We start from the raw sequence: 20,541 nt of genomic DNA on the forward strand, positions 1-20,541 counted from the left end.
CTGCCGAATACAGCCTAAGTAATCAGCCCTGCGCGGTGCTCCAGTCAATCCACTGCAGCTGCCAGGTCGCCAGAATCAGCAAGCCGAAACCGATGCGGTACCAGGCAAACGCTGCATAGCTGTGCTTGCCGATAAAGCTGAGCAGCGCCCGCACCGCAATCATGGCGAAGATAAACGAGGTGACAAAGCCAATGGCAAACACCGGCAGATCACTGGCCTGGAATAGATCGCGGTACTTATAGCCGGAATACACCGCAGCACCGACCATGGTCGGCATGGCAAGAAAGAAGGAAAATTCGGTGGCCGCCTTGCGCGACAAGCCGAACAGCAGGCCGCCGATGATCGTCGCACCGGAGCGTGAAGTGCCCGGAATCATCGCCAGGCACTGGGCGAAACCGATCTTCAGCGCGTCCTTCCAGGTCATGTCGTCCACGCTCTCGGCGTGTACCAGATGCGTCCGGCGCTCGGCCCAGAGCATGATCACACCGCCCACCACCAACGCCAGGGCCACGGTGATCGGGTTGAACAGGTAATGATGAATCAGGTCGGCAAACAATACGCCCAGCGCCACGGCAGGCAGAAAGGCGATCAGCAGGTTGGCGGTAAAGCGTTGCGCCTGCGGCTCTTTGGGCAGGCCGACAACGATGTCGAGAATCTTGCGTCGGTACTCCCACACCACCGCCAGAATTGCCCCCAGCTGGATGATGATATTGAAGGCCATCGCCCGCTCGCCGCCAAAACCTATCAGGTCGGCGACGATAATTTGGTGCCCGGTGCTGGAGATCGGCAAAAACTCGGTAATGCCCTCGACAATGCCCAAAATCAACGCCTGAACAGCTACCCAAAGATCCATTTCCACTCCTTAAAAGATGCAGCACGCGCACCTGAAACTGCACTAACGATAAAAAGTCGCGGCCTGCCAGCACCGCCATAACAGCAACCCACAGGGAGTAGAAAAAGCAGGCAAATCATTTGCTTAACGCTCAAGCGGGCAAATCCTAGCAGAGAACGCAAGGAGCTCGCGCGGCAAATAGCAATAACCAGACACAGCCGTGCGCCATGCTTTCATCAACTAACCTAAGGTCTAACCTAGTCAAAATGCGGCGCTGGCCGACATAGAGACAGTCCAACGCAGGAAAAAGAGAGAGCAAAGCCATGAACAGCCTTCGCAGCCTGCCCATTAACCGTCGTTTATGGCTGATTCTGGTGGTCGCCATCGTTATGCTGATTATTCAGGGCTCATTATTGCTCAAGCAGATCCACGCCGATCTGTACGCCGCCAAAGCCGAGAAAACCCAGCACGTGGTACAGAGCGCCGCAGGCATTCTGCAGCACTATTACGCCCTGGAAGCAGCCGGCAGCCTACCCCGCGAAGATGCACAAAAACAGGCGATGGAAACCATCCGCGGCCTGCGCTATGCCGGCCAGGAATACTTCTGGATCAATGATCAGACCCCAGTGATGGTCATGCACCCGACTAACCCCAAACTCGAAGGCCAGAACCTCTCAGGCTTTAAGGACCCTGACGGCAAGGCGCTGTTTAATGAAATGGTCGCCATCAGCAAACGCCAAGGCGCTGGCCAGGTCGATTACCGCTGGCCCAAACCGGGCGCCAGCGACCCTGTGCCCAAAGTGTCCTATGTGCAACTGTTCCAACCCTGGGGCTGGATCATCGGTTCTGGCGTTTATGTGGATGACGTTCAGGCCGAGTTTCAGGCTCGGGCGCTGAAAACCATAGTGATCGGCCTGGTGATTGCCGCGCTGGTGGCCCTGCTGATCGTGCTGATCGTACGCAGCATCACCCGCCCCCTGCAGCAAGCTGTAAGCGCCATGGCCAATATCGCCAGCGGCGATGGCGACTTGACGCGCAACCTCGACACGAACGGCAACGATGAACTGTCCGCCCTGTCCCGCCACTTCAATACCTTTACTGACAAGCTACGCTTGGTGATCAAGCAGTCCCTCGATTCTGCCGGTCAGCTCGATGCCGCCGCGCGCAACCTCGGTCAGATTTCCGGCCAGGCTCAGCAGCACAGCGAACAGCAATCCCAGCAGATGGAGCTGGTGGCCACTGCGATCAATGAAGTGACTTACGGTGTGCAGGATGTAGCGAAGAACGCCGAACATGCCTCATCCGAAGTGCACGCAGCAGAAGAGCAAGCCCTGCAAGGCCAGCAGAGCATTGAAGCGAGCCTGCGGCAGATCAACGAGCTGTCCGGCACCATCGACCAGGCCGTGGCGGTGATTCAGGCCCTGGCCCAGGAAAGTACGCAGATCGGCAGCGTGCTGGAGGTGATCCGCTCGATTGCCGATCAGACCAACCTGCTCGCGCTCAATGCAGCTATCGAAGCCGCCCGTGCCGGCGAGCAAGGCCGTGGCTTTGCTGTGGTCGCCGATGAGGTGCGCCTGCTGGCGCAGCGCACACAAAAATCCACGGCGGAAATCCAAGTGATGATTGAGCGCCTGCAAGGCAACTCGGAAGCCGCAGTCAAGGTAATCAACGACAGCAGCAAAGCCTCGCAGCTGACCATTGAACAAGCCAGCCAGGCCGGTGCTAACCTCACATTGATCGCCAGCGGGCTGCGTAATCTCACCGGCCTGAACGCTTCCATCGCCAGCGCGACACTGCAACAATCGCACATGGTCGAAGACATCAACCAGAACGTCACCCAGGCAGCCAGCCTGGCCCATAACAATGCCCTGGCGGCGCAGCAATCCAGCGATGCCGGGCAACGCCTAGGTCAGTTGGCCGAGCAGCTAAACCGGCTGCTTGGGCAGTTCAGGGTATGAGAACGCAATGAGCGACATGGAACACCAGGAAGTCGACCTGAGCAAACCGCAGAATCAGGACCTGATCTGGGACCTGGACAGCATCGCCCGACGCGAGTTAGCCGAACGCTTTATCAAGCTGTTCGAAAATCGCCTGTGCGTGTACTCAGAATCGACGCGCCAGCTGTACACCAACTACGACCTGCACTTCCCCAGCGATATGGGCCGCAAGATGGTGGTGCTGCCCAACCCCTACGCCTTCCACGACACCCTGCATGGCATCGAGGCGCATGCCGTACGCAAGACCGGATTGTGCGTGCTGCCCGGTGTGGTCTTGCGCAAGCCAGGCTTGCTGCTGACTACGATGATCAAGGAAGGCGGCCCTGCGCCGAAAACCATGCCGTTCAAACCGGCGTTGGCGCAGATCATCAGTAACCAGAAGAAGGCCGGTGATATCTTCCTGCCGATCATGATGAAGGGCGACCTTCGCGAGTTCGATCAGCAGATGCCCTACATCCACCTGCATCGCTTACAGGTCAGCCGCCTGACGCGGCTATCGACCTTCGAGCGCGACGATATTCAGCAGTCCATTACCCGTAAACTGCTTATGCTCTATCGCCAGGCCGACAGCCTCAGCTGCCACTGAATAGCAGCCCTGCACTGCGGCCAATAAGCCAATAAAAAGCGGGCATCCGTTAACGGATGCCCGCTTTGTGCTGTATCCACCAACTGGGTCTTATTGCTGGCTGACCCAGAAAACGGCCGTGACCACGAAAATCACAATCAAGGCGAAAATAGCCTTGGCATCGACCACGCTGTCAGCATTATCCAGTTCACTGTGTTCGCTCATGGACTACCCCTCTTGTTGTGTTTATGGGTGAATCGTCTTATGCAGTTAAGACCAGCATGCCCGCTTACTCAAGCCATGGGGCTATGTTCCATGGCCGGCTTATCCCTTTAAGTTCTTTCCATATACTTAAACATCACTTTTGCGCATAACCCTGAGCTGGTATCTTCCTCCGGCTCCGCAGGGAGTGCGCGGCCGTGCGCGCTGATTAGCTGTACCTGATAACAGGACACCCCATGTACGTATACGACCAGTACGACCAACAAATCGTCGAAGACCGCGTCAAGCAGTACCGCGATCAAACCCGCCGTTACCTCGCTGGCGAACTGAGCGGCGAAGAATTTCGCCCGCTGCGCCTGCAAAATGGCCTGTATATCCAGCGCTTTGCTCCCATGCTGCGCGTCGCCGTGCCGTATGGTCTGGTGTCCTCTGCCCAAGTGCGCATGATGGCTAAGATTGCCCGTGACTACGACAAGGGTTACGCGCACATCAGCACGCGCCAGAACGTGCAGTTCAACTGGCCAGACTTGGAAGATGTGCCCGATATTCTCGCCGAGCTGGCCACCGTGCAGATGCACGCGATCCAGACCAGCGGCAACTGTATCCGTAACACCACCACCGACCAGTTCGCCGGTGTGGCCAAGGATGAAATCATCGACCCACGTCCGTGGTGCGAAATCATCCGTCAGTGGTCGACCTTCCACCCCGAGTTCACCCACCTGCCGCGCAAGTTCAAGATTGCGGTTAACGGTGCCGTGAGCGACCGTGCAGCGATTGAAGTGCACGACATCGGCCTGGAAGCGGTACAGAACGACGCCGGTGAGCTGGGCTTCCGCGTCTCCGTTGGTGGCGGCCTGGGCCGCACCCCAATCGTCGGTAGCTTTATCAACGAATTCCTGCCGTGGCAGCACCTGATCAGTTACCTCGACGCCATCCTGCGTGTGTACAACCGCTATGGCCGTCGTGATAACAAGTACAAGGCGCGCATCAAGATACTGGTCAAGGCGTTGACCCCTGAAGTGTTCGCCGAGCGCGTGAATGCCGAGTGGGTTCACCTGAAAGACGGCCCCACCACCCTAACCGAAGCTGAAGTGGCCCGCGTTGCTGCGCACTTTATCGACCCAAGCTACAAAGTCCTCGACGACCAAGATGCCGCGCTGGCGGCCCTGGATGCCGAGCACCCAGGCTTTGCCCGCTGGCGTCAGCGCAACACCTTTGCCCACAAGAAGCCCGGCTATGTCGCCGTCACCTTGTCGCTCAAGCCGACCGGCGTGGCGCCAGGCGATGTCACCGACAAGCAGCTCGACGTGATCGCCGATCTGGCCGACCGCTACAGCTTTAGCGAAGTACGCAACAGCCACAACCAGAACATCATTCTGGCTGACGTCGAGCAGGCGCAGCTGTTCACCCTGTGGGGCGAGCTGCGCGAGAATGGTTTTGCCACGCCGAACGTCGGCCTGCTGACCGATATCATCTGCTGCCCGGGCGGTGACTTCTGCTCCCTGGCCAACGCCAAGTCGATCCCGATTGCCGAAGCCATCCAGCGCCGTTTCGATGACCTGGATTACCTGTTCGACATCGGCAATATCGACCTGAACATTTCCGGTTGCATGAACGCCTGCGGTCACCACCACGTGGGCCATATCGGCATCCTCGGGGTCGACAAGAAAGGTCAGGAGTTCTATCAGGTCTCCCTCGGCGGCAACGCTGGCCGTGACGCCAGCCTGGCGCAGATCCTCGGCCCCTCCTTCGCCGAAGCGGACATGGCTGACGTGATCGACAAGATCGTCAAGGTCTATGTCGAGCAGCGTAGCGAAGAGGAAAGCTTCCTCGACACCTTCCGCCGTATCGGTGTTGCCCCGTTCAAGGAGCGCGTATATGCAGCGAATCATTAAGAACGGCCAGCTGATCGACGAAAGCTGGCACCTGCTGCCCAAGGACGCCACGCTGGACGGCATCCCTAACTGCGACGATCTGATCGTGCCGCTGGGCCTGTGGGTTGAACACAGCACCGCGCTCAAGGCCCGCGATGGCGGCCTGGGCGTATGGCTCGACGCCGGTGAGGAGATCGAGGAAATCGCCGATCAACTGGATAACTTCCAGGTCATCGCGCTGAACTTCCCTGCTTTCACCGATGGCCGCCACTGCTCCACCGCCTACCTGCTGCGCAACCGCTACGGCTACACAGGCGAAGTACGCGCCATCGGCGATGTGCTGCGCGATCAGCTGTTCTCCTACCTGCGCGTGGGCTTCGATGCCTTCGCCCTGCGCGAGGACAAAGACCCGCTGGACGCCCTGAAAGCCTTCGAGGAGTTCAGCGAGGTGTATCAGGCCTCCACGGACCAGCCTCTGCCGCTGTTCCGCCGCCGCGCCTGATCCGGCACGCTAAGCAAAAGGCCACCCTTTGAGGTGGCCTTTTTTGTTTCTCGTTACTTAACCCAGATTGACCAACACTCGCCCAACCTGTTTGCCTGCGAGTACCTGGGCAATCGCATCCGGCAGCTGCTCAAGCGTCACTTCGCTGACCAGCGCATCCAGATTGACCTTCCACTGCAACGACAACCGGTCCCACATCGAGGCCTTGACCACCAGAGGCAGCTCGACCGAGTCGACCCCCAGCAGGTTCACTCCACGCAGGATAAACGGCAGCACACTGCCCTTGAAGCCGACGCCAGCCGTCAGGCCGCAGCAGGCAACGCTGGCGCCGTAGCACAGCGACTTGACCACATTGAACAGGATATCCCCGCCCACGCAATCCACCGCGCCGGCCCACTGCTCCTTGAGCATCGGCTTGTCGCTGCCGTCCAGCAATTCAGAACGCAGCACAATCTGCTGCGCGCCCAGCGCCTTGAGGTAATCACCCTGCTCCGCCTTGCCGGTCGATGCTGCAACGCGGTAACCCAGGGTGGTCAACAAAGCCACGGCGACACTGCCAACCCCACCGGTGGCGCCGGTCACCAGTACGCTGCCCGCATCCGGCGTCAGCCCGCTTTGCTCCAGCTTGTCGACACATAGCGCGGCGGTAAGCCCGGCGGTGCCGAGCACCATGGCCTCGCGCAGCGACAAACCCTTGGGCCGCTTCAATGCCCAGCTGGCAGGAATACGAATGTACTGAGCAAAGCCGCCCGAGGTGTTCATCCCCAGGTCATAGCCGGTGACGATCACCTCATCACCCACGCTTAATTCGGCCACGCTGGATGCCTCCACCACACCGGCAGCGTCGATGCCTGGGGTGTGCGGAAAACTCTTGGTCACGCTGCGGTTGCCACTGGCCGACAGCGCATCCTTATAGTTGAGCGAGGAATACTTGACCCGAATCAGCAGCTCGCCGGCCGGCAAGTCGTCAATCTCGCGCTGCACAATCACTTGTTCGAAACCGCCCGCTGCGCTCTCACGGGCCTGCAATGCACTGAACGTGTTCATATCAACTCCCTTAAAACGGTTACCAGAAACGCTGCTGACTCAAACGACTCAGCCAGTTCAGGACGAAGCGATCCAATGCCACGCTGCCCGCCAGTCCAACGCGCTCCTGCAGGGTTTTCTTCTCGGCATAGTGCAAATGAAACAGCTCGGCGCTCTTCGCGCGCTCTGCCAGGTATTCGTCGCTGGTCTTGAGCTCATCGACCAACTGCTTCTCCAATGCCGCCAGGCCCAACCAAACTTCACCGGTGGCAATCTGGTCAATGTCCAGCTGCGGTCGGTAGCGGGCAACAAAGCCCTTGAACAACTCATGGGTGGTTTCCAGGTCTTCCTGGAACTTCTCCCGGCCCTTCTCGGTGTTCTCGCCGAACACCGTCAGGGTGCGTTTATACTCACCGGCGGTCAGTACCTCGAAATCAATGTCATGCTTTTTCAGCAGGCGGTGCACGTTAGGCAGCTGCGCCACCACGCCAATTGAGCCGAGGATGGCGAACGGCGCGGAAATGATCTTCTCGCCAATGCAGGCCATCATATAACCGCCGCTGGCCGCGACTTTGTCGATGCAGATGGTCAGCGGCACGCCCGCCTGACGAATCCGCGCCAGCTGTGAAGAAGCCAAACCATAGCTGTGCACCATGCCGCCGCCGCTTTCCAGACGCAGCACCACTTCATCCTGCGGTGTTGCCATAGTCAGTAAAGCAGTGATTTCGTGGCGCAGGCTGTCAGTGGCCGAGGCTTTGATATCGCCGTCAAAATCCAGCACGTAGACGCGCGGCTTATGAATACCGGCTTTCTTTGCCTGCTTGGCGGCTTTGGCTTCGGCTTTAGCAGCGGCTTTCAGTTGCTCCTTATCGAGTACCGCCTGCTCCATGCGCTGGTGCAGCTGCTTGAAGAAGTCATTGAGCTTGTTCACCTGCAGCTGGCCAGTGCTCTGGCGGCCCTTGCTGCGCAGTGCGGCAATCGTCACCAGCACCACCACAATGGCCACAACCAAGGTCACTGTCTTGGCCAGAAAGCCTAAGTACTCTGCAAAAAACTCCACGTATTTCCCCTTGTCCCAATGGCAACGCATGCTCATCGACCGCACGCAATAGTGCCCAAGCATACCGAGGCACCGGGTTGGCGGCCAGCAAGCAAGGCCTCGACATTCAGAGCACCCATGCAATTCAAACAAGCGTATGTTTTTACGTTGACAGCTCCTGAGCTTCCCCATACCCTCGCGAAACTTTCAACGTACCGGAATCGAGCGGACGTGGGCAGCATCTACCTGATTCGACATGGCCAAGCCTCCTTCGGTGCAGACGATTACGATGTGCTATCGCCCATTGGAATTCGCCAGGCCGAAGTGTTGGGCGCGCACCTCGCCCAACTCGGCACGCGTATTGATCGCAGCGTCAGCGGTGATCTACGCCGCCAGCAGCACACGGCCAACAGTACCTTGCAACAGCTGCACAACGCCGGCATTGGTGTACCACCACTGGACATTGACCCGGCCTTTAATGAGTTCGACGCTGACGCGGTAATCCGCAGCCTGCTGCCGGGCATGCTTGGTGAAGAACCTGAAGCCCTGCACATCCTGCGCAATGGTGCGCAAAACCGTGCTGAATTTCAGCGCCTGTTCGCCAAACTGATTGGCCGCTGGATTTGCGGCGAACACGACACGCCGGACCTGCAAAGCTGGCAAGGCTTCGTCGAGCAGGTCCAGGGCGGCCTTACTCGCCTGCTGGAGCAAGCCGACAGCAAACAGAACATCGCCGTATTCACCTCCGGCGGCACTATTACCGCCCTGCTGCATCTGATTACGGGTATCGCGCCGGCGCAGGCTTTCGAGCTGAACTGGCAAATTGTTAACACCTCACTAAGCTGCCTGAAGTTTCGCGGCAGCCAAGTGAGCCTGGCTTCCTTCAACAGCCATGTGCATTTGCAGCTGTTGAAGGCGCCGCAGCTCATCACCTATCGCTGAGCTGCGGCCCACTGCACCCATCTAGGGCGCTAGAAAAAACCTGAGAAAAAGGAAGAAACCATGAGCGTTGCAGACATCGTCAATACCATGCAGTCCAAATTCAACGCCGGTGCCGCTGCAGGCCTGGACCTGGTGTTCCAATTCAACATCGAAGACGGCGAGAACTACGCCCTGATCGTTAAAGACGGCACCTGCGCCGTTGAGAAAGGCGATAACGCCAACGCCAACGTGACCCTGATCATGGACACCGAAACCCTGAAAGGCATTACCAGCGGCGAAACCGACGGTATGCAAGCCTTTATGTCCGGCAAACTGCGCGCCGAAGGCGACATGATGCTGGCCATGAAACTGGGCGAGCTGTTCCCGGTTTAAGCGTCAAGGCAACGAAGATACAAAACAAACCGGAGTCCTCGACTCCGGTTTTTTTATGACTAAAAACCGGGCTTGAATGGCCAATCAGGCAGCTTGATTAGGGAGCAACACGCCCACCTATAACGGCGGGTAATCCTTGTGAGGCACAGGCTGCAGCATTAGATTAGCTAATTATCTTAGGGTCTGTTGCCGTTTCGTTCGCGGCCGCGCCGGAGCCTGTTTTAGCGCGAGGCAAGGCACGAGACACGACGTTTGGTTGTTCCAAATGAGTGTCGAGAAACGCAGTATCGCGCTAAAACAGGCCCGGCCCTGCGGGTTGCGCGCAAACTCTCGCCATGCGGTGTTGGAGGACTTGGCAAGGGAACACCATTACCTGCGTCCTCCGCCTAGCCTGGCGAGATTTTGCGCAGCAACGCGGCTCGCGACGAAACGGCAACAGACCCTAGACCCATAATAAGCAGAAGGGATAAACATGGCGCTTACTGACCAGTCCACCCGAATCCGCGAAGGCGAAGAACTCGACGTCGCGGTCATCGACCAGTACCTCAAGGCGCATATCCCCGGTCTGACGGGCGAGCCACGCATCAGCCAGTTCCCTGGCGGTGCCTCGAACCTGACCTATCTGCTGGAATACCCCGACAACGAATTTGTACTGCGCCGCCCGCCCTTTGGTCACAAGGCTAAATCCGCCCACGACATGGGCCGCGAATACCGCATCCTCAATCAGCTCAACGCCGGCTTCCCCTACTGCCCGAAAGCCTACGTGCACTGCACCGACGAGTCGGTGATCGGTGCCGAGTTCTATGTGATGGAGCGGGTCAACGGCATCATCCTGCGCTCGGACATGCCGGCCGAGCTGAACTTCAGCGCCGAGCAGACCCGCGAGCTGTGCAAGAGCTTTATCAACAAGATGGTCGAACTGCACAACGTCGACTATCAGGCCTGCGGCCTGGGCGACCTGGGTAAGCCCGAAGGCTATGTGCAGCGCCAGATCGGTGGCTGGAGCGATCGCTACGACAAGGCCCTGACCCCCGACGCGCCGCTGTGGGAGCCGGTCAAGGCCTGGCTCAAGGACAAGATGCCCGCCGATCACCACAAGCCTGGCATCGTGCATAACGATTACCGCTTTGACAACGTGATCCTCAATCCGCAGAACCCGAGCCAGATCATCGGCGTGCTGGACTGGGAGCTGACCACCATCGGCGACCCGCTGATGGACCTGGGCAACACCCTCGCCTACTGGATCGAAGCCGGCGACTCCGCACCGATCCAGCTGATGCGCCGTCAGCCCAGCAATGCCCCAGGCATGCTGACCCGCCAGCAGTTCGCTGATTACTACGCCGAACGCTCGGGCATCGAAATCAACAGCATCGACTTTTACTACACCTACGGCCTGTTCCGCCTGGCCGGCATCGTGCAGCAGATCTACTACCGCTATTTCCACGGCCAGACCCAGGACAAACGCTTCGCGCAGTTCATTCACATGAACAAGCTGCTGGAGCAGATGAGCCTGCAGGTCATCAATAAATCGCAGCTGTAATCCGGCCTAACGCCTTCAGATAAGGGGAACCGCATGTCCAAGACCCAACTGTTCGACCTCGACGGCAAGATTGCCTTCGTCTCCGGCGCCAGCCGTGGCATCGGTGAAGCCATTGCCAAACTGCTGGCCCAGCAAGGCGCCCATGTGATCGTCTCCAGCCGCAAGATCGATGACTGCCAGAAAGTCGCCGACGCGATCATCGCTGACGGTGGCCAAGCCACGGCCATTGCCTGCCACATTGGTGAAATGGAGCAGATCAGCAACGTCTTCGCGCAGATCAAGGAGCAGTTCGGCCGCCTCGATATTCTGGTCAACAACGCCGCCACCAACCCGCAGTTCTGCAACGTACTCGACACCGACCTGGGCGCGTTCCAGAAGACCGTCGATGTGAACATTCGCGGCTACTACTTTATGTCCATCGAAGGCGGCAAACTGATGAAGGCAAACGGTGGTGGCAGCATCATCAACGTCGCTTCGATCAATGGGGTTTCGCCGGGCGAGTTCCAGGGCATCTACTCGGTGACCAAGGCTGCGGTGATCAGCATGACCAAGGTCTTCGCCAAGGAATGCGCGCAGTTCGGCATTCGCTGCAACGCCCTGCTGCCTGGCCTGACCGACACCAAGTTCGCCTCGGCGCTGACCAAGAACGACGCCATCCTCAAGATCGCGTTGCAGCGCATCCCGCTCAAGCGCGTAGCGGACCCAAGCGAAATGGCCGGCACCGTGCTGTACCTGGCCAGCGATGCGTCCAGCTACACCACCGGCGTGGCGTTGAATGTGGACGGCGGCTTTCTCTCCTGAGAAAACCCATCCACTAAAAAGGCGACCCTCGGGTCGCCTTTTTTACAGCTGCTGGAAGTTACTGCCAGTCTTTCAGCGCCTGCTTGGCCGCCGGGTTCATCGGCTCGGCGAGCAAGCCGGCAGGCGTCAGGTTGATGCTGTACACCGCTTCATCAGCCAGCGGCAGGTAGGTCACCCGGCGCGCCTGAGGGTCGAAGATAAACAGATCATGCTGGCCCAACCGCAGCCAGCGCCACAGGTCGATGCCGTAAGGGCTGCGCGCAAGTTCGACACGGGTGTGCTGCGCCAGGCTTTGCTGCTCGATGGAGAGAAAACGCCCCGAGAGTTTTTCCAGGCGGTAACCCGGCTGCAGGCCGATCAGCGCCGCCAAACCCTTCCACTGCAGGAAGCGCGCATCCAGCTGCCAGAGATCGCCCTCCATGGTCAGCGTGCGCTCACGCCCGCCCTCCAGCACACTGACCCGATACAGCGGACCGTCTGCCTTGAAGCTCAGCGTGGCCAGCGGTTTGCCTTCAGGAATTGCTGCATAGCTGCGCAAATCATTAGCCAGCAGGCCAATCAGCGCCGCCAGCGCAAGAAATGCCAAGCCGCAGGTGCCGCGCAACCAGCCGAGAAACCAGTGCCGATTGAACAGGATACGCGCCGCAACAAAGGCCGCCAGTAACCCCAGCAATGCCGTTGCCCATGCCAGTCCGCCGTATTGCATCGCCGTGCATTCCTTATGCTTGAAATTGCCGGCATTATGCGCAGCTACCTGGCTGGCGAACAGCCAGAGAACACCACAATTAGACACAGGACGTGTTTTTAAATGGCTTTCCCGTTTGAACTCAGTGTTGACCTGACCACCCTGGCGATTCTCGCCCTGGTCGCGTTTATTGCCGGCTTTATCGATGCAATTGCCGGCGGTGGCGGCTTGCTGACCATTCCAGCGCTGCTGACTGCCGGCCTGCCGCCGCACCTGGCCTTGGGCACCAACAAACTCAGCTCGACCTTTGGCGCGGCCGCCGCCAGCTACACCTTCTATCGGCGCAAACTGTTTAACCCCAGCCAATGGCGCAATGCCTTGATCGGCACCGCGGTCGGCGCCCTGCTTGGCGCGGCCATGGCGCAATGGTTGCCCTCGGAGTGGCTGAATCAGCTGTTACCTGCGGTGGTGTTTGGCTGCGGCCTGTACCTGCTGTTTGGCAAAACCCCGGATGCGCCGCTGCTCGCCGAAGCGCCAATAGCAAAGGGCCGGCAGTGGCCACAGAGCCTTAGCCTGGGTTTCTATGATGGCGTGGCGGGCCCAGGCACCGGCGCCTTCTGGACGGTCAGCAGCCTGCTGCTCTACCCGCTCGATCTGGTCAAGGCCAGCGGCGTAGCGCGCAGCATGAACTTCGTCAGTAATATCTGCGCGCTGACGGTGTTTATCATCAGCGGGCAAGTGGCCTGGATGCTGGGCATCTGCATGGGCTTGGCGCTGATGGTCGGGGCGTTTCTCGGCGCACGCACGGCGATCAAGGGCGGTTCGAAGTTTATCCGCCCAGTATTTATTCTGGTGGTATTGGCGTTGACCGTGCGCCTAGCCTGGCAGCACTGGCTCGGGCTGGCCTAGACGGCGCGCCACATAAACATCGATCAGGTAGCGGGCAATCGAGCGCGAAGCCGGCAATGGCGGCAGATCATGCACGTTGAACCACTGGGCATCCTCGATTTCATCGACCTGCATCACGATATCGCCACCGGCGTACTCGGCATGAAAGCCCAGCATCAGTGAATGCGGAAACGGCCAGCCCTGACTACCGAGGTACTGCAGGTTGCTGATCTCGACGCCGACCTCTTCGCGTACTTCACGGGCTACGCAGTGCTCAACTGATTCGCCCGCCTCAACGAAGCCGGCCAAGGTGCTATAGACCCCAGCAACAAAGCGTGGTGAGCGCGCGAGAAGAATCTCATCGCCGCGTGTAACAAGCACGATCATGCTCGGTGAAAGCCGCGGATAATGCTGCAGCTCACAACGCACGCAGTGCATCGCGCGTTCGCCTGGAACATGTTGCATCGCCCCACCGCAACTGCCACAGAAGCGATGCTGGCTGGCCCAGGTGCCAATCTGCGTGGCGTAGCTAAGCAACTTGAAGGTGTCAGCATCGCCCTGCAGCATAAATTGGCGCAGGCTCTGCCATGCGCAGCCGGGCATATCGAAGGGCTGGCTCAGCTCCAGCAGATAGACCGCATCACCGTCAAAATGGCCGAGGCCATGCTCGGTAATAATCGGCAGGTCCTGCTTCTTCAGCCATTCACGGGGGAACAGCACACCGTTGCTGCCTGCCAGAAAGTGTTGCTTGCAGTGCGCCAGCACCCAACCACCCGGCTGCTGGCTGTTGAGATGGGCTGGTAGCCAGCGCTGCATAATCAAACTCCCAAAGGCATACCCAGGGCCCGCACGCTTTCGGCGGCGAGGTCGAGCACGCTTGGCTGGGTTTCTGGACGCATCACTGCACCGGCTTCGAGGTAGTACTCAAGGCTGCTAAGGGCATCAGCGAGGGTTTCCAGCATCTGCTCGGACGGCATTTGCGGCGCATCGAACATATGCTGCTGGATGTAATCGGCGCAGGCGCCGACCAATAGCGCGGCACGCTCCTGACCGAGGAACCACAACCCGCCGCGTACGGCTTGCAGGCTGAACGGTACGTTGGACAAGTGCATGCGCTCGCCACCCGACTCCAGGTATGCGGTAATCGCCCGCTTAGCCAAGGCCAGGCCAGCTTGGGCCTCATCGACCACCACGATGCGCGCTTCGTTGAGCTGATGCAGAGCAAAAGACTCGGCTTCGTCACCTGGCTGCGCCTGGGCAGGCCGCGCCTCACGGCGCTCACCACGCTCCAGGCTGGCGACCATACCTTCGACATACAACACAGCATCGGCCAGTTTGTGCAGTTCCTGAGGCGCTGGTGCGCTCTCCTCGCTCCAGTTGGCGACAGTTTTCAGCTGGGCGTTAAGGGAGTTGCCGGCCGAACTCAGGCCGACCATACCCAGGGTCTTGCTCAGCTTGCCGAGCAAAGCATGCAGGTTATTGAGGCTGTCACTTTGCAGGGTGCCGCGCTCGATCAGGTCGAGCATATCTTTGACGCTGTTGAGCTCTTCACGGATCGCCGAACTCAGCGAACGCATCACCGCCTGGCCAGGACCCGCGAGGCGCTGGTACTCCTCCTCCAGCAGGTGATCGGTAAAGGGCAACGGCATCAGGCCGAACACTTCACTCAGGGCTGTCGCCTGCGGGCCACGGGTATCCGCCAGGGCCACTAGATAAAGCAATTCCTTGAGCAGGCCACGGGGCGCTTCGTGCTGCCCATTGGCGAGCATCAGCTTGAGCTCGCGATCCACCCGCGAGAACAGCTGCTTACGCGACTTGCGCGCCAGCAGTTGGCCGTCGACCTGCGCCTCAACGGCCGCCGCGCCCACCCAGCACAGGCGACCGCGCGGCTCGTTGGCAAACAGGCTGTCGAGACGGGTCAGTGCGCGGCCCATCAGTTTGAGGCTGGCTTGCGGGTTCTGCTCACGAATAAAGCCCAGCAGCCCCACCTGATACATATGCCGCAGACGGCGCCCTTCACTTTCGCGCACAGCACCATCAACCGAGGGCGGCGAAGTACGCGGGCGAGCATGGTCGAGGCGCACGCTGAAAAAGAAGCTTTCAGGCAAGGCTGGCTGACCACCGGCCTGACGCAGAGCGTTGATCGCTGGTAGCAGCAGCTCCGGCATTTCTTGACGATGCGCTTCTACGTTTTCCAGATAGCGGCGCAGCACGTGCAGCGCATTGCTTAAAGCGGAAAGCTGCACATCGCGCTCTTCGCCGGCACCGGCGGGAATGTCAGTGGCCTGATCCAGCACTTCCTGAGCGAGCAGCTCGGCACCGGCCAGTTCGATCAGGTTCAGCGTGCCGCGTACCTGATGCAGGTTTTCCACAGCTTGCTGCAGCAGACTGCCGTTGTGACGGTCGGCGATAAAGTGTTCGAGGCTCGACTCAGCCTCCTCCATGGTGGTGAACAGTTCATCGCGCACCAGATTAAGCGACGTGGCTCCAGAAACCATGAGCTATTGCGCCTCCCGTGTCGGTGATAAAAACAGGTGCAAGGACAGCATCAGTCAGCGAACTCCGGTTTCTGCTTGCTCATATGAGCCGTCATGGCCACCCGCAGATCCGCCGATTGCAGCATGGCGGCGTTCCAGGTGGCGATATATTCCAGGCCGTCGTCGACCCGGTGATCACGCATGTAGCGAATCATTTCCTTGGTGCCACGAATCGCCACCGGCGACTTGCTGGCGATCTCGCGGGCAATGCCCATTACGCCATCAAGCAGGGCATCGGCATCAGCATAAGTGCGGTTGACCAGGCCAATGCTACGGGCCTCTTCACCGTCAATGGTGCGGCCGGTAAAGGCCAGCTCGCGCATCATGCCGTCACCAATAATGCGCGGCAGGCGCTGCAGGGTGCCGACATCGGCGGCCATGCCGATGTCGATCTCCTTGATCGAAAACTGTGCATCGACCGTCGAGTAACGCATATCGCAGGCCGACACCAGATCAATCGCGCCACCCAGGCAATAGCCCTGAATGGCTGCAAGCACCGGTTTGCGGCAGTTGTCCACGGCATTGAACGAGGCTTGCAGTTCGAGAATCTTACGCCGCAGTTTTTCGGCATTGCGGCCGACATCCGGGCCCATCTGGCTGCCGAGCGAGGCCAGCATCATCAGGTCGATGCCTGAGGAGAAATGCTTGCCCGCGCCGGAGATCACCACCGCGCGCACTTCATCGGTGTTATCAACCCAGCGGAAAATCTCGATGATCTCGCGCCAGAAGTCCGCGTTCATCGCGTTGACTTTTTCCGGGCGATTGATCACCACATGGGCGACCTTATCTGCCAACACGACATTAAAGGCTTTGTAGTCGGACACGGCAGTCATCCTCAGCTGGGGCGCAAGCGCACCCCTCAGTAGGAGCGCAGGCGCACAATGAAAATCTTCTTATGCTAAAAATCGAGCAACTATAACAACCAACCGACAAATGTCGATGCTGGCCACTGTGACGCAGACCACGTCATCAAAGTTAAGCTCAATTTTTACTTATCGGCGATAAGCACTTGATCTACTGAGAAAGACTGGCGGCAGCCGACGCATAACGTCGGTGCCGCCAAGCAAAGCTGCAGGCCAGAGCGGAATCAGGCCTTGATGCAGTCCACGGTATAGACCCCGTCCTCGCGCTGCAGTCCGTGCACATCGGCATCAAAGCCAGGGAAACTGCGGTCGAAGGTGCGGGCAAAGACCAGGTAATCGATGATTGAGCGGGTCTGCGCGGTAAAACGCTCACCCGGCATGATCAGCGGAATACCTGGCGGATAAGGCACCAGCATCACCGCAGCAATACGGCCTTCCAGCTGTTCAATCGGCACCGCCTCCACCTCGCCGCGCACCAGTTGGTTGTAGGCATCGGCCGGTTTGATCGCCACCTCCGGCAGCACCGTGTACATGCGCTTAAGCGCCTTGGCTGTGGCGTTTTCGCGGTAACAGGCATGCAAGGCATCGCACAGGTCACGCAGGCCCATGCCGTGATAGAAGGTCTTGCCGGCTTGAGTAATCGAGGGCAGCACATCGTTCAATGGCAGGTTGGCGTCGTAGCTGCGCTTGAACTCCAGTAACTCGGTCAGCAAGGTGCTCCACTTGCCCTTGGTAATCCCCATGGAGAACAGCACCAGGAAGGAATACAGGCCGGTTTTCTCCACCACCAGGCCGCGCTCCCAGAGGAACTTGCTGACCACCGCCGCCGGAATGCCGCGCTCGGCCAGCTTGCCATCGGCGGTCAGGCCTGGCGTTACCAGGGTCACCTTGATCGGGTCGAGCAGCACGTAGTCTTCGGCGACATCGCCAAAGCCATGCCAATCGGCTTGCGGTTGCAGCAGCCAATCCTCGGTCACCACATCATCGGCGCCTTCGGCCTTGGCCGGCTGCCAGATGCTGAACCACCAGTCATCGTTACTGAGGTTCTGCCGCAGGTTGGCCAGAGCGCGGCGGAAACTCAGGGCTTCATCGAAGGTTTCCTGAATCAGCGAGCGGCCCGCCGGACCTTCCATCATCGCCGAGGCCACATCCAGCGAGGCGATGATGCCGTACTGCGGAGAAGTGGAGATGTGCATCATAAAAGCTTCGTTGAAGCGATCCCGATCCAGTTGCCGCACGCCACCATCCTGCACGTGGATCATCGAGGCCTGGCTAAACGCGGCCAGCAACTTGTGCGTAGAGTGGGTGGTAAACACCAACGGCGCATCTTCGGTACGTGCAGTGCCCATGCCGTAGCGCCCGGCATAAAACTCGTGGAACGCCGCGTAGGCGTACCAGGCCTCATCGAAATGCAGCACTTCGACGCTATTGCCCAAGGTCTGTTTGATCAATTCAGCGTTGTAACAGAGGCCGTCATAGGTGGAGTTGGTCACCACCACCAGCTTGACCATCGCCCCGCTGCTGCTTGGCACACGACCGCGCGCCAGCGGGCTGGCATCGATCTTCGCCTGGATCGATTCGCGACTGAACTCGCTCAGCGGAATCGGCCCGATAATCCCCAGTTCGTTGCGCTCTGGGCACAGGTAGAGCGGGATCGCGCCGGTCATGATGATCGAATGCAGGATCGACTTGTGGCAGTTGCGATCCACCAGCACCAGATCATCACGGCCAACCATGCTGTGCCAAACGATCTTGTTCGCCGTCGAGGTGCCGTTGATCACGAAGTAGGTGTGATCGGCACCGAAATTGCGCGCCGCACGGGCTTCAGCCTCAGCGAGCGGGCCGGTGTGGTCGAGCAGCGAACCCAGCTCCGGCACCGACACCGAGAGGTCAGAACGCAGAGTGTTTTCCCCGAAGAACTGGTGAAACGCCTGCCCTACCGGACTTTTGCGATAAGCAACGCCGCCGCCATGGCCGGGCGTGTGCCAGGAATAGTTGGACTGCGCGGTGTGCTGCACCAGCGCCTTGAAGAATGGCGGTAGCAGGCAATCCAGATAATTGCGCGCGGCGCGGGCCACCTGGCGAGCTAGGAATGGCACGGTGTCTTCAAACAAATAAAGAATGCCACGCAACTGGTTGAGATCAATCATCGCCTCGGCCGGCGCATTCTCGATGGTGACTTGCTCACCGATGGCGAAAATTGGGAGCTGCGGCGCACGGCGGCGAGCAATGCGAATTAGCTCAAGCATGTCCTGCAGCAGGTTGCTGTTCTCACCCGCCCCTTCGGCGGCCACCAGAATGCAGGCCAAACCGTGGTGGGTGGAGGCAACAATGCGCCCCTCGGCGGAGCTGGCGGTGGAGAGAATACTGAAGCCGTCCTGCTCCAGTTCTTGGGCGATGGCGCGCACCCGGTCACCGGCCACGGTATCGGCCTTGATGTCACGGTGCACGATCAGGACGGGGAACTTTAGGTCTTTATACATTGTGGCGTCCCTGGGAATGACAGGCCCTAGCCTGCCTATCGCCTCAGGGTAGAGGCTGGCTCCGCGCGGCGGAACCCCCTCTGCGTGACGCTGTACGAAAAGGTCGCGAGTGGATAACTCGCGACGTTCTTACACCTCAGCCTTGGGCTGCTCCATCTGCACCCAGAGCGGCGGCGCGCCCGCAGACTTCTCGATAATCGCCAGCCGCGCCGCGTGCTCGGCCAGTTCAGCAGCGCTGGCCTGGATCACCCGCGTACGCGCGCGCTCAGCTGGCAGACGGCGAATCGCACTGGGTTGCTGACGGCCATTGCTGTCGCCTTCCGAACCATCGCCGGCCAGGGACAGATTGGTCTGCCCGCCGGTCATGGTCAGGTAGACGTCGGCGAGAATCTCGGCGTCGAGCAAGGCGCCGTGCAGGTCACGGCCGGAGTTGTCGACGCCATAGCGTTTGCACAGGGCATCGAGGTTGTTGCGCTGCCCTGGGTGGCGCTCGCGGGCCATCATCAGGGTGTCGAGGATCGAGCAGTGCTCGCTGATATCGGCGCGCTCGTCCTGCTTGATCAGAGCAAATTCGTTGTTGATAAAGCCAACGTCGAACGCCGCGTTGTGGATGATCAGCTGCGCGCCCTTGATAAATTCGAAGAACTCGTCGGCGACTTCCTTGAAGCGCGGTTTGTCCTTCAGCGCCTCATTGGTGATGCCGTGCACCGCGATCGCGCCTTCGTCAATCTCGCGATCAGGCTGCAGGTAAACGTGGAAATGCCGCCCGGTCAGGCGCCGGCCGATCAGTTCGACACAGCCGATTTCAATGATCCGATGGCCATCAGCCACCGGCATACCGGTCGTTTCTGTATCGAGCACCACGCTACGCATGCTTCAACCCTCTTACTTCATCAACACCGCGATTGGCCAACTGGTCGGCGCGTTCGTTTCCCGGATGGCCGGTATGGCCGCGCACCCACTGCCAGGTGACGTTGTGGCGGTTTACCTGCTCATCCAGCTGCTGCCAGAGGTCGGCGTTCTTTACCGGTTGCTTAGCAGCGGTTTTCCAGCCGCGCTTCTTCCAGTTCGGCATCCAGTCCTGAATGCCCTGCATGACGTATTGCGAGTCGGTCACCAGGCGTACATCGCAGGAACGCTTCAACTCGGCAAGGGCGCGGATCGCGGCGGTCATTTCCATACGGTTGTTGGTGGTATCGGCCTCGCCGCCCCACAGCTCTTTCTCCACACCTTTGAAAATCATCAACGCGCCCCAGCCACCCACGCCAGGATTGCCCTTGCAGGCGCCGTCGGTGTAGATCTCGACCTGTTCACTCATGTATCTGCAATCTCTCGCTCAATTAATTCGCCAGTAGTTTTTATGCCAACTATTT

At 59.5% G+C, this 20,541-nt stretch carries 18 protein-coding genes and 2 pseudogenes; 10 read left to right on the forward strand and 10 right to left on the reverse strand.

Features of this window, described 5'->3' with window-relative positions; all coding sequences use genetic code 11:
- Window positions 1-22: 22 nt before the first annotated feature.
- A complete protein-coding gene (locus AC0T4W_RS11095; protein ID WP_476319049.1) occupies window positions 23-853 on the reverse strand; it encodes an undecaprenyl-diphosphate phosphatase in 831 nt (276 codons plus the stop codon).
- 368 nt (window positions 854-1,221) lie between these two features.
- Here AC0T4W_RS11095 and AC0T4W_RS11100 point away from each other — a divergent pair.
- From AC0T4W_RS11100 to AC0T4W_RS11120, 5 genes and pseudogenes are all read left to right on the forward strand, one after another.
- Window positions 1,222-1,884 (forward strand): annotated as a pseudogene (locus AC0T4W_RS11100) (cache domain-containing protein); the annotation flags it as partial.
- Window positions 1,885-2,019: 135 nt separating this feature from the next.
- Window positions 2,020-2,790, forward strand: a pseudogene (locus tag AC0T4W_RS11105) (methyl-accepting chemotaxis protein); the annotation flags it as partial.
- Between the two features lie 7 nt (window positions 2,791-2,797).
- Entirely contained in the window at window positions 2,798-3,415 is a 618-nt protein-coding gene (locus AC0T4W_RS11110; RefSeq protein WP_090386664.1) for a hypothetical protein, read from the forward strand.
- A gap of 437 nt (window positions 3,416-3,852) precedes the next feature.
- Window positions 3,853-5,511, forward strand: coding sequence for a nitrite/sulfite reductase (locus AC0T4W_RS11115; protein WP_476319050.1), 1,659 nt, complete (start codon window positions 3,853-3,855; stop codon window positions 5,509-5,511).
- Window positions 5,495-5,992 carry a DUF934 domain-containing protein gene (locus AC0T4W_RS11120; protein WP_304869268.1) on the forward strand — a complete coding sequence of 166 codons (498 nt, stop codon included), beginning with the start codon at window positions 5,495-5,497 and terminating at the stop codon, window positions 5,990-5,992. The genes AC0T4W_RS11115 and AC0T4W_RS11120 overlap by 17 nt, the downstream gene beginning before the upstream one ends.
- Before the next feature lie 57 nt (window positions 5,993-6,049).
- Here AC0T4W_RS11120 and AC0T4W_RS11125 read toward each other — a convergent pair whose 3' ends face one another.
- Together AC0T4W_RS11125 and sohB are read right to left on the reverse strand one after the other, a co-directional pair.
- Window positions 6,050-7,039: a YhdH/YhfP family quinone oxidoreductase gene (locus AC0T4W_RS11125; RefSeq protein ID WP_476319051.1), complete on the reverse strand. Its 990-nt coding sequence runs from the start codon at window positions 7,037-7,039 to the stop codon at window positions 6,050-6,052.
- A 19-nt stretch (window positions 7,040-7,058) separates the two neighbouring features.
- Window positions 7,059-8,078 (reverse strand): protease SohB, encoded by a 1,020-nt coding sequence (gene sohB / locus AC0T4W_RS11130; RefSeq protein WP_476319052.1) that lies wholly within the window; start codon window positions 8,076-8,078, stop codon window positions 7,059-7,061.
- Window positions 8,079-8,288: 210 nt separating this feature from the next.
- Here sohB and AC0T4W_RS11135 point away from each other — a divergent pair, with 210 nt between their 5' ends.
- From AC0T4W_RS11135 to AC0T4W_RS11150, 4 genes are all read left to right on the forward strand, one after another.
- Complete coding sequence (locus AC0T4W_RS11135; protein WP_476319053.1) at window positions 8,289-8,999, forward strand: histidine phosphatase family protein; 711 nt, start codon at window positions 8,289-8,291, stop codon at window positions 8,997-8,999.
- 60 nt (window positions 9,000-9,059) lie between these two features.
- Window positions 9,060-9,371 (forward strand): SCP2 sterol-binding domain-containing protein, encoded by a 312-nt coding sequence (locus tag AC0T4W_RS11140; RefSeq protein WP_090255840.1) that lies wholly within the window; start codon window positions 9,060-9,062, stop codon window positions 9,369-9,371.
- A 472-nt stretch (window positions 9,372-9,843) separates the two neighbouring features.
- A complete protein-coding gene (locus tag AC0T4W_RS11145) occupies window positions 9,844-10,911 on the forward strand; it encodes a phosphotransferase family protein (RefSeq protein WP_476319054.1) in 1,068 nt (355 codons plus the stop codon).
- 33 nt (window positions 10,912-10,944) lie between these two features.
- Window positions 10,945-11,712 (forward strand): SDR family oxidoreductase, encoded by a 768-nt coding sequence (locus AC0T4W_RS11150; protein ID WP_476319055.1) that lies wholly within the window; start codon window positions 10,945-10,947, stop codon window positions 11,710-11,712.
- Between the two features lie 58 nt (window positions 11,713-11,770).
- Here AC0T4W_RS11150 and AC0T4W_RS11155 read toward each other — a convergent pair whose 3' ends face one another.
- A complete protein-coding gene (locus tag AC0T4W_RS11155; RefSeq protein ID WP_476319056.1) occupies window positions 11,771-12,418 on the reverse strand; it encodes a hypothetical protein in 648 nt (215 codons plus the stop codon).
- A gap of 102 nt (window positions 12,419-12,520) precedes the next feature.
- Here AC0T4W_RS11155 and AC0T4W_RS11160 point away from each other — a divergent pair, with 102 nt between their 5' ends.
- On the forward strand, window positions 12,521-13,306 hold the full coding sequence (locus AC0T4W_RS11160) for a TSUP family transporter (RefSeq protein WP_476319057.1): 786 nt from the start codon (window positions 12,521-12,523) through the stop codon (window positions 13,304-13,306).
- On the opposite strand, the gene nudC is transcribed toward AC0T4W_RS11160, so the two are convergent.
- The 6 genes from nudC to rnhA all read right to left on the reverse strand — a co-directional run bounded on the left by nudC (window position 13,274) and on the right by rnhA (window position 20,486).
- Window positions 13,274-14,104 (reverse strand): NAD(+) diphosphatase, encoded by an 831-nt coding sequence (gene nudC, locus AC0T4W_RS11165; RefSeq protein WP_476323583.1) that lies wholly within the window; start codon window positions 14,102-14,104, stop codon window positions 13,274-13,276. The two genes, AC0T4W_RS11160 and nudC, sit on opposite strands and share 33 nt — an antisense overlap.
- Entirely contained in the window at window positions 14,104-15,783 is a 1,680-nt protein-coding gene (locus AC0T4W_RS11170) for a FimL-related protein (RefSeq protein ID WP_476319058.1), read from the reverse strand. Before AC0T4W_RS11170 ends, nudC begins: the two co-directional genes overlap by 1 nt.
- A 50-nt stretch (window positions 15,784-15,833) precedes the next feature.
- Complete coding sequence (locus AC0T4W_RS11175; protein ID WP_476319059.1) at window positions 15,834-16,646, reverse strand: crotonase/enoyl-CoA hydratase family protein; 813 nt, start codon at window positions 16,644-16,646, stop codon at window positions 15,834-15,836.
- 263 nt (window positions 16,647-16,909) lie between these two features.
- On the reverse strand, window positions 16,910-19,168 hold the full coding sequence (locus AC0T4W_RS11180; RefSeq protein ID WP_476319060.1) for an Orn/Lys/Arg family decarboxylase: 2,259 nt from the start codon (window positions 19,166-19,168) through the stop codon (window positions 16,910-16,912).
- A gap of 129 nt (window positions 19,169-19,297) precedes the next feature.
- Window positions 19,298-20,041 carry a DNA polymerase III subunit epsilon gene (gene dnaQ, locus AC0T4W_RS11185; RefSeq protein WP_476319061.1) on the reverse strand — a complete coding sequence of 248 codons (744 nt, stop codon included), beginning with the start codon at window positions 20,039-20,041 and terminating at the stop codon, window positions 19,298-19,300.
- Window positions 20,034-20,486 carry a ribonuclease HI gene (gene rnhA, locus AC0T4W_RS11190; RefSeq protein WP_296127834.1) on the reverse strand — a complete coding sequence of 151 codons (453 nt, stop codon included), beginning with the start codon at window positions 20,484-20,486 and terminating at the stop codon, window positions 20,034-20,036. Before rnhA ends, dnaQ begins: the two co-directional genes overlap by 8 nt.
- Between the last annotated feature and the right edge of the window lie 55 nt (window positions 20,487-20,541).

This window comes from Pseudomonas sp. C7.1 (genome assembly GCF_056312395.1).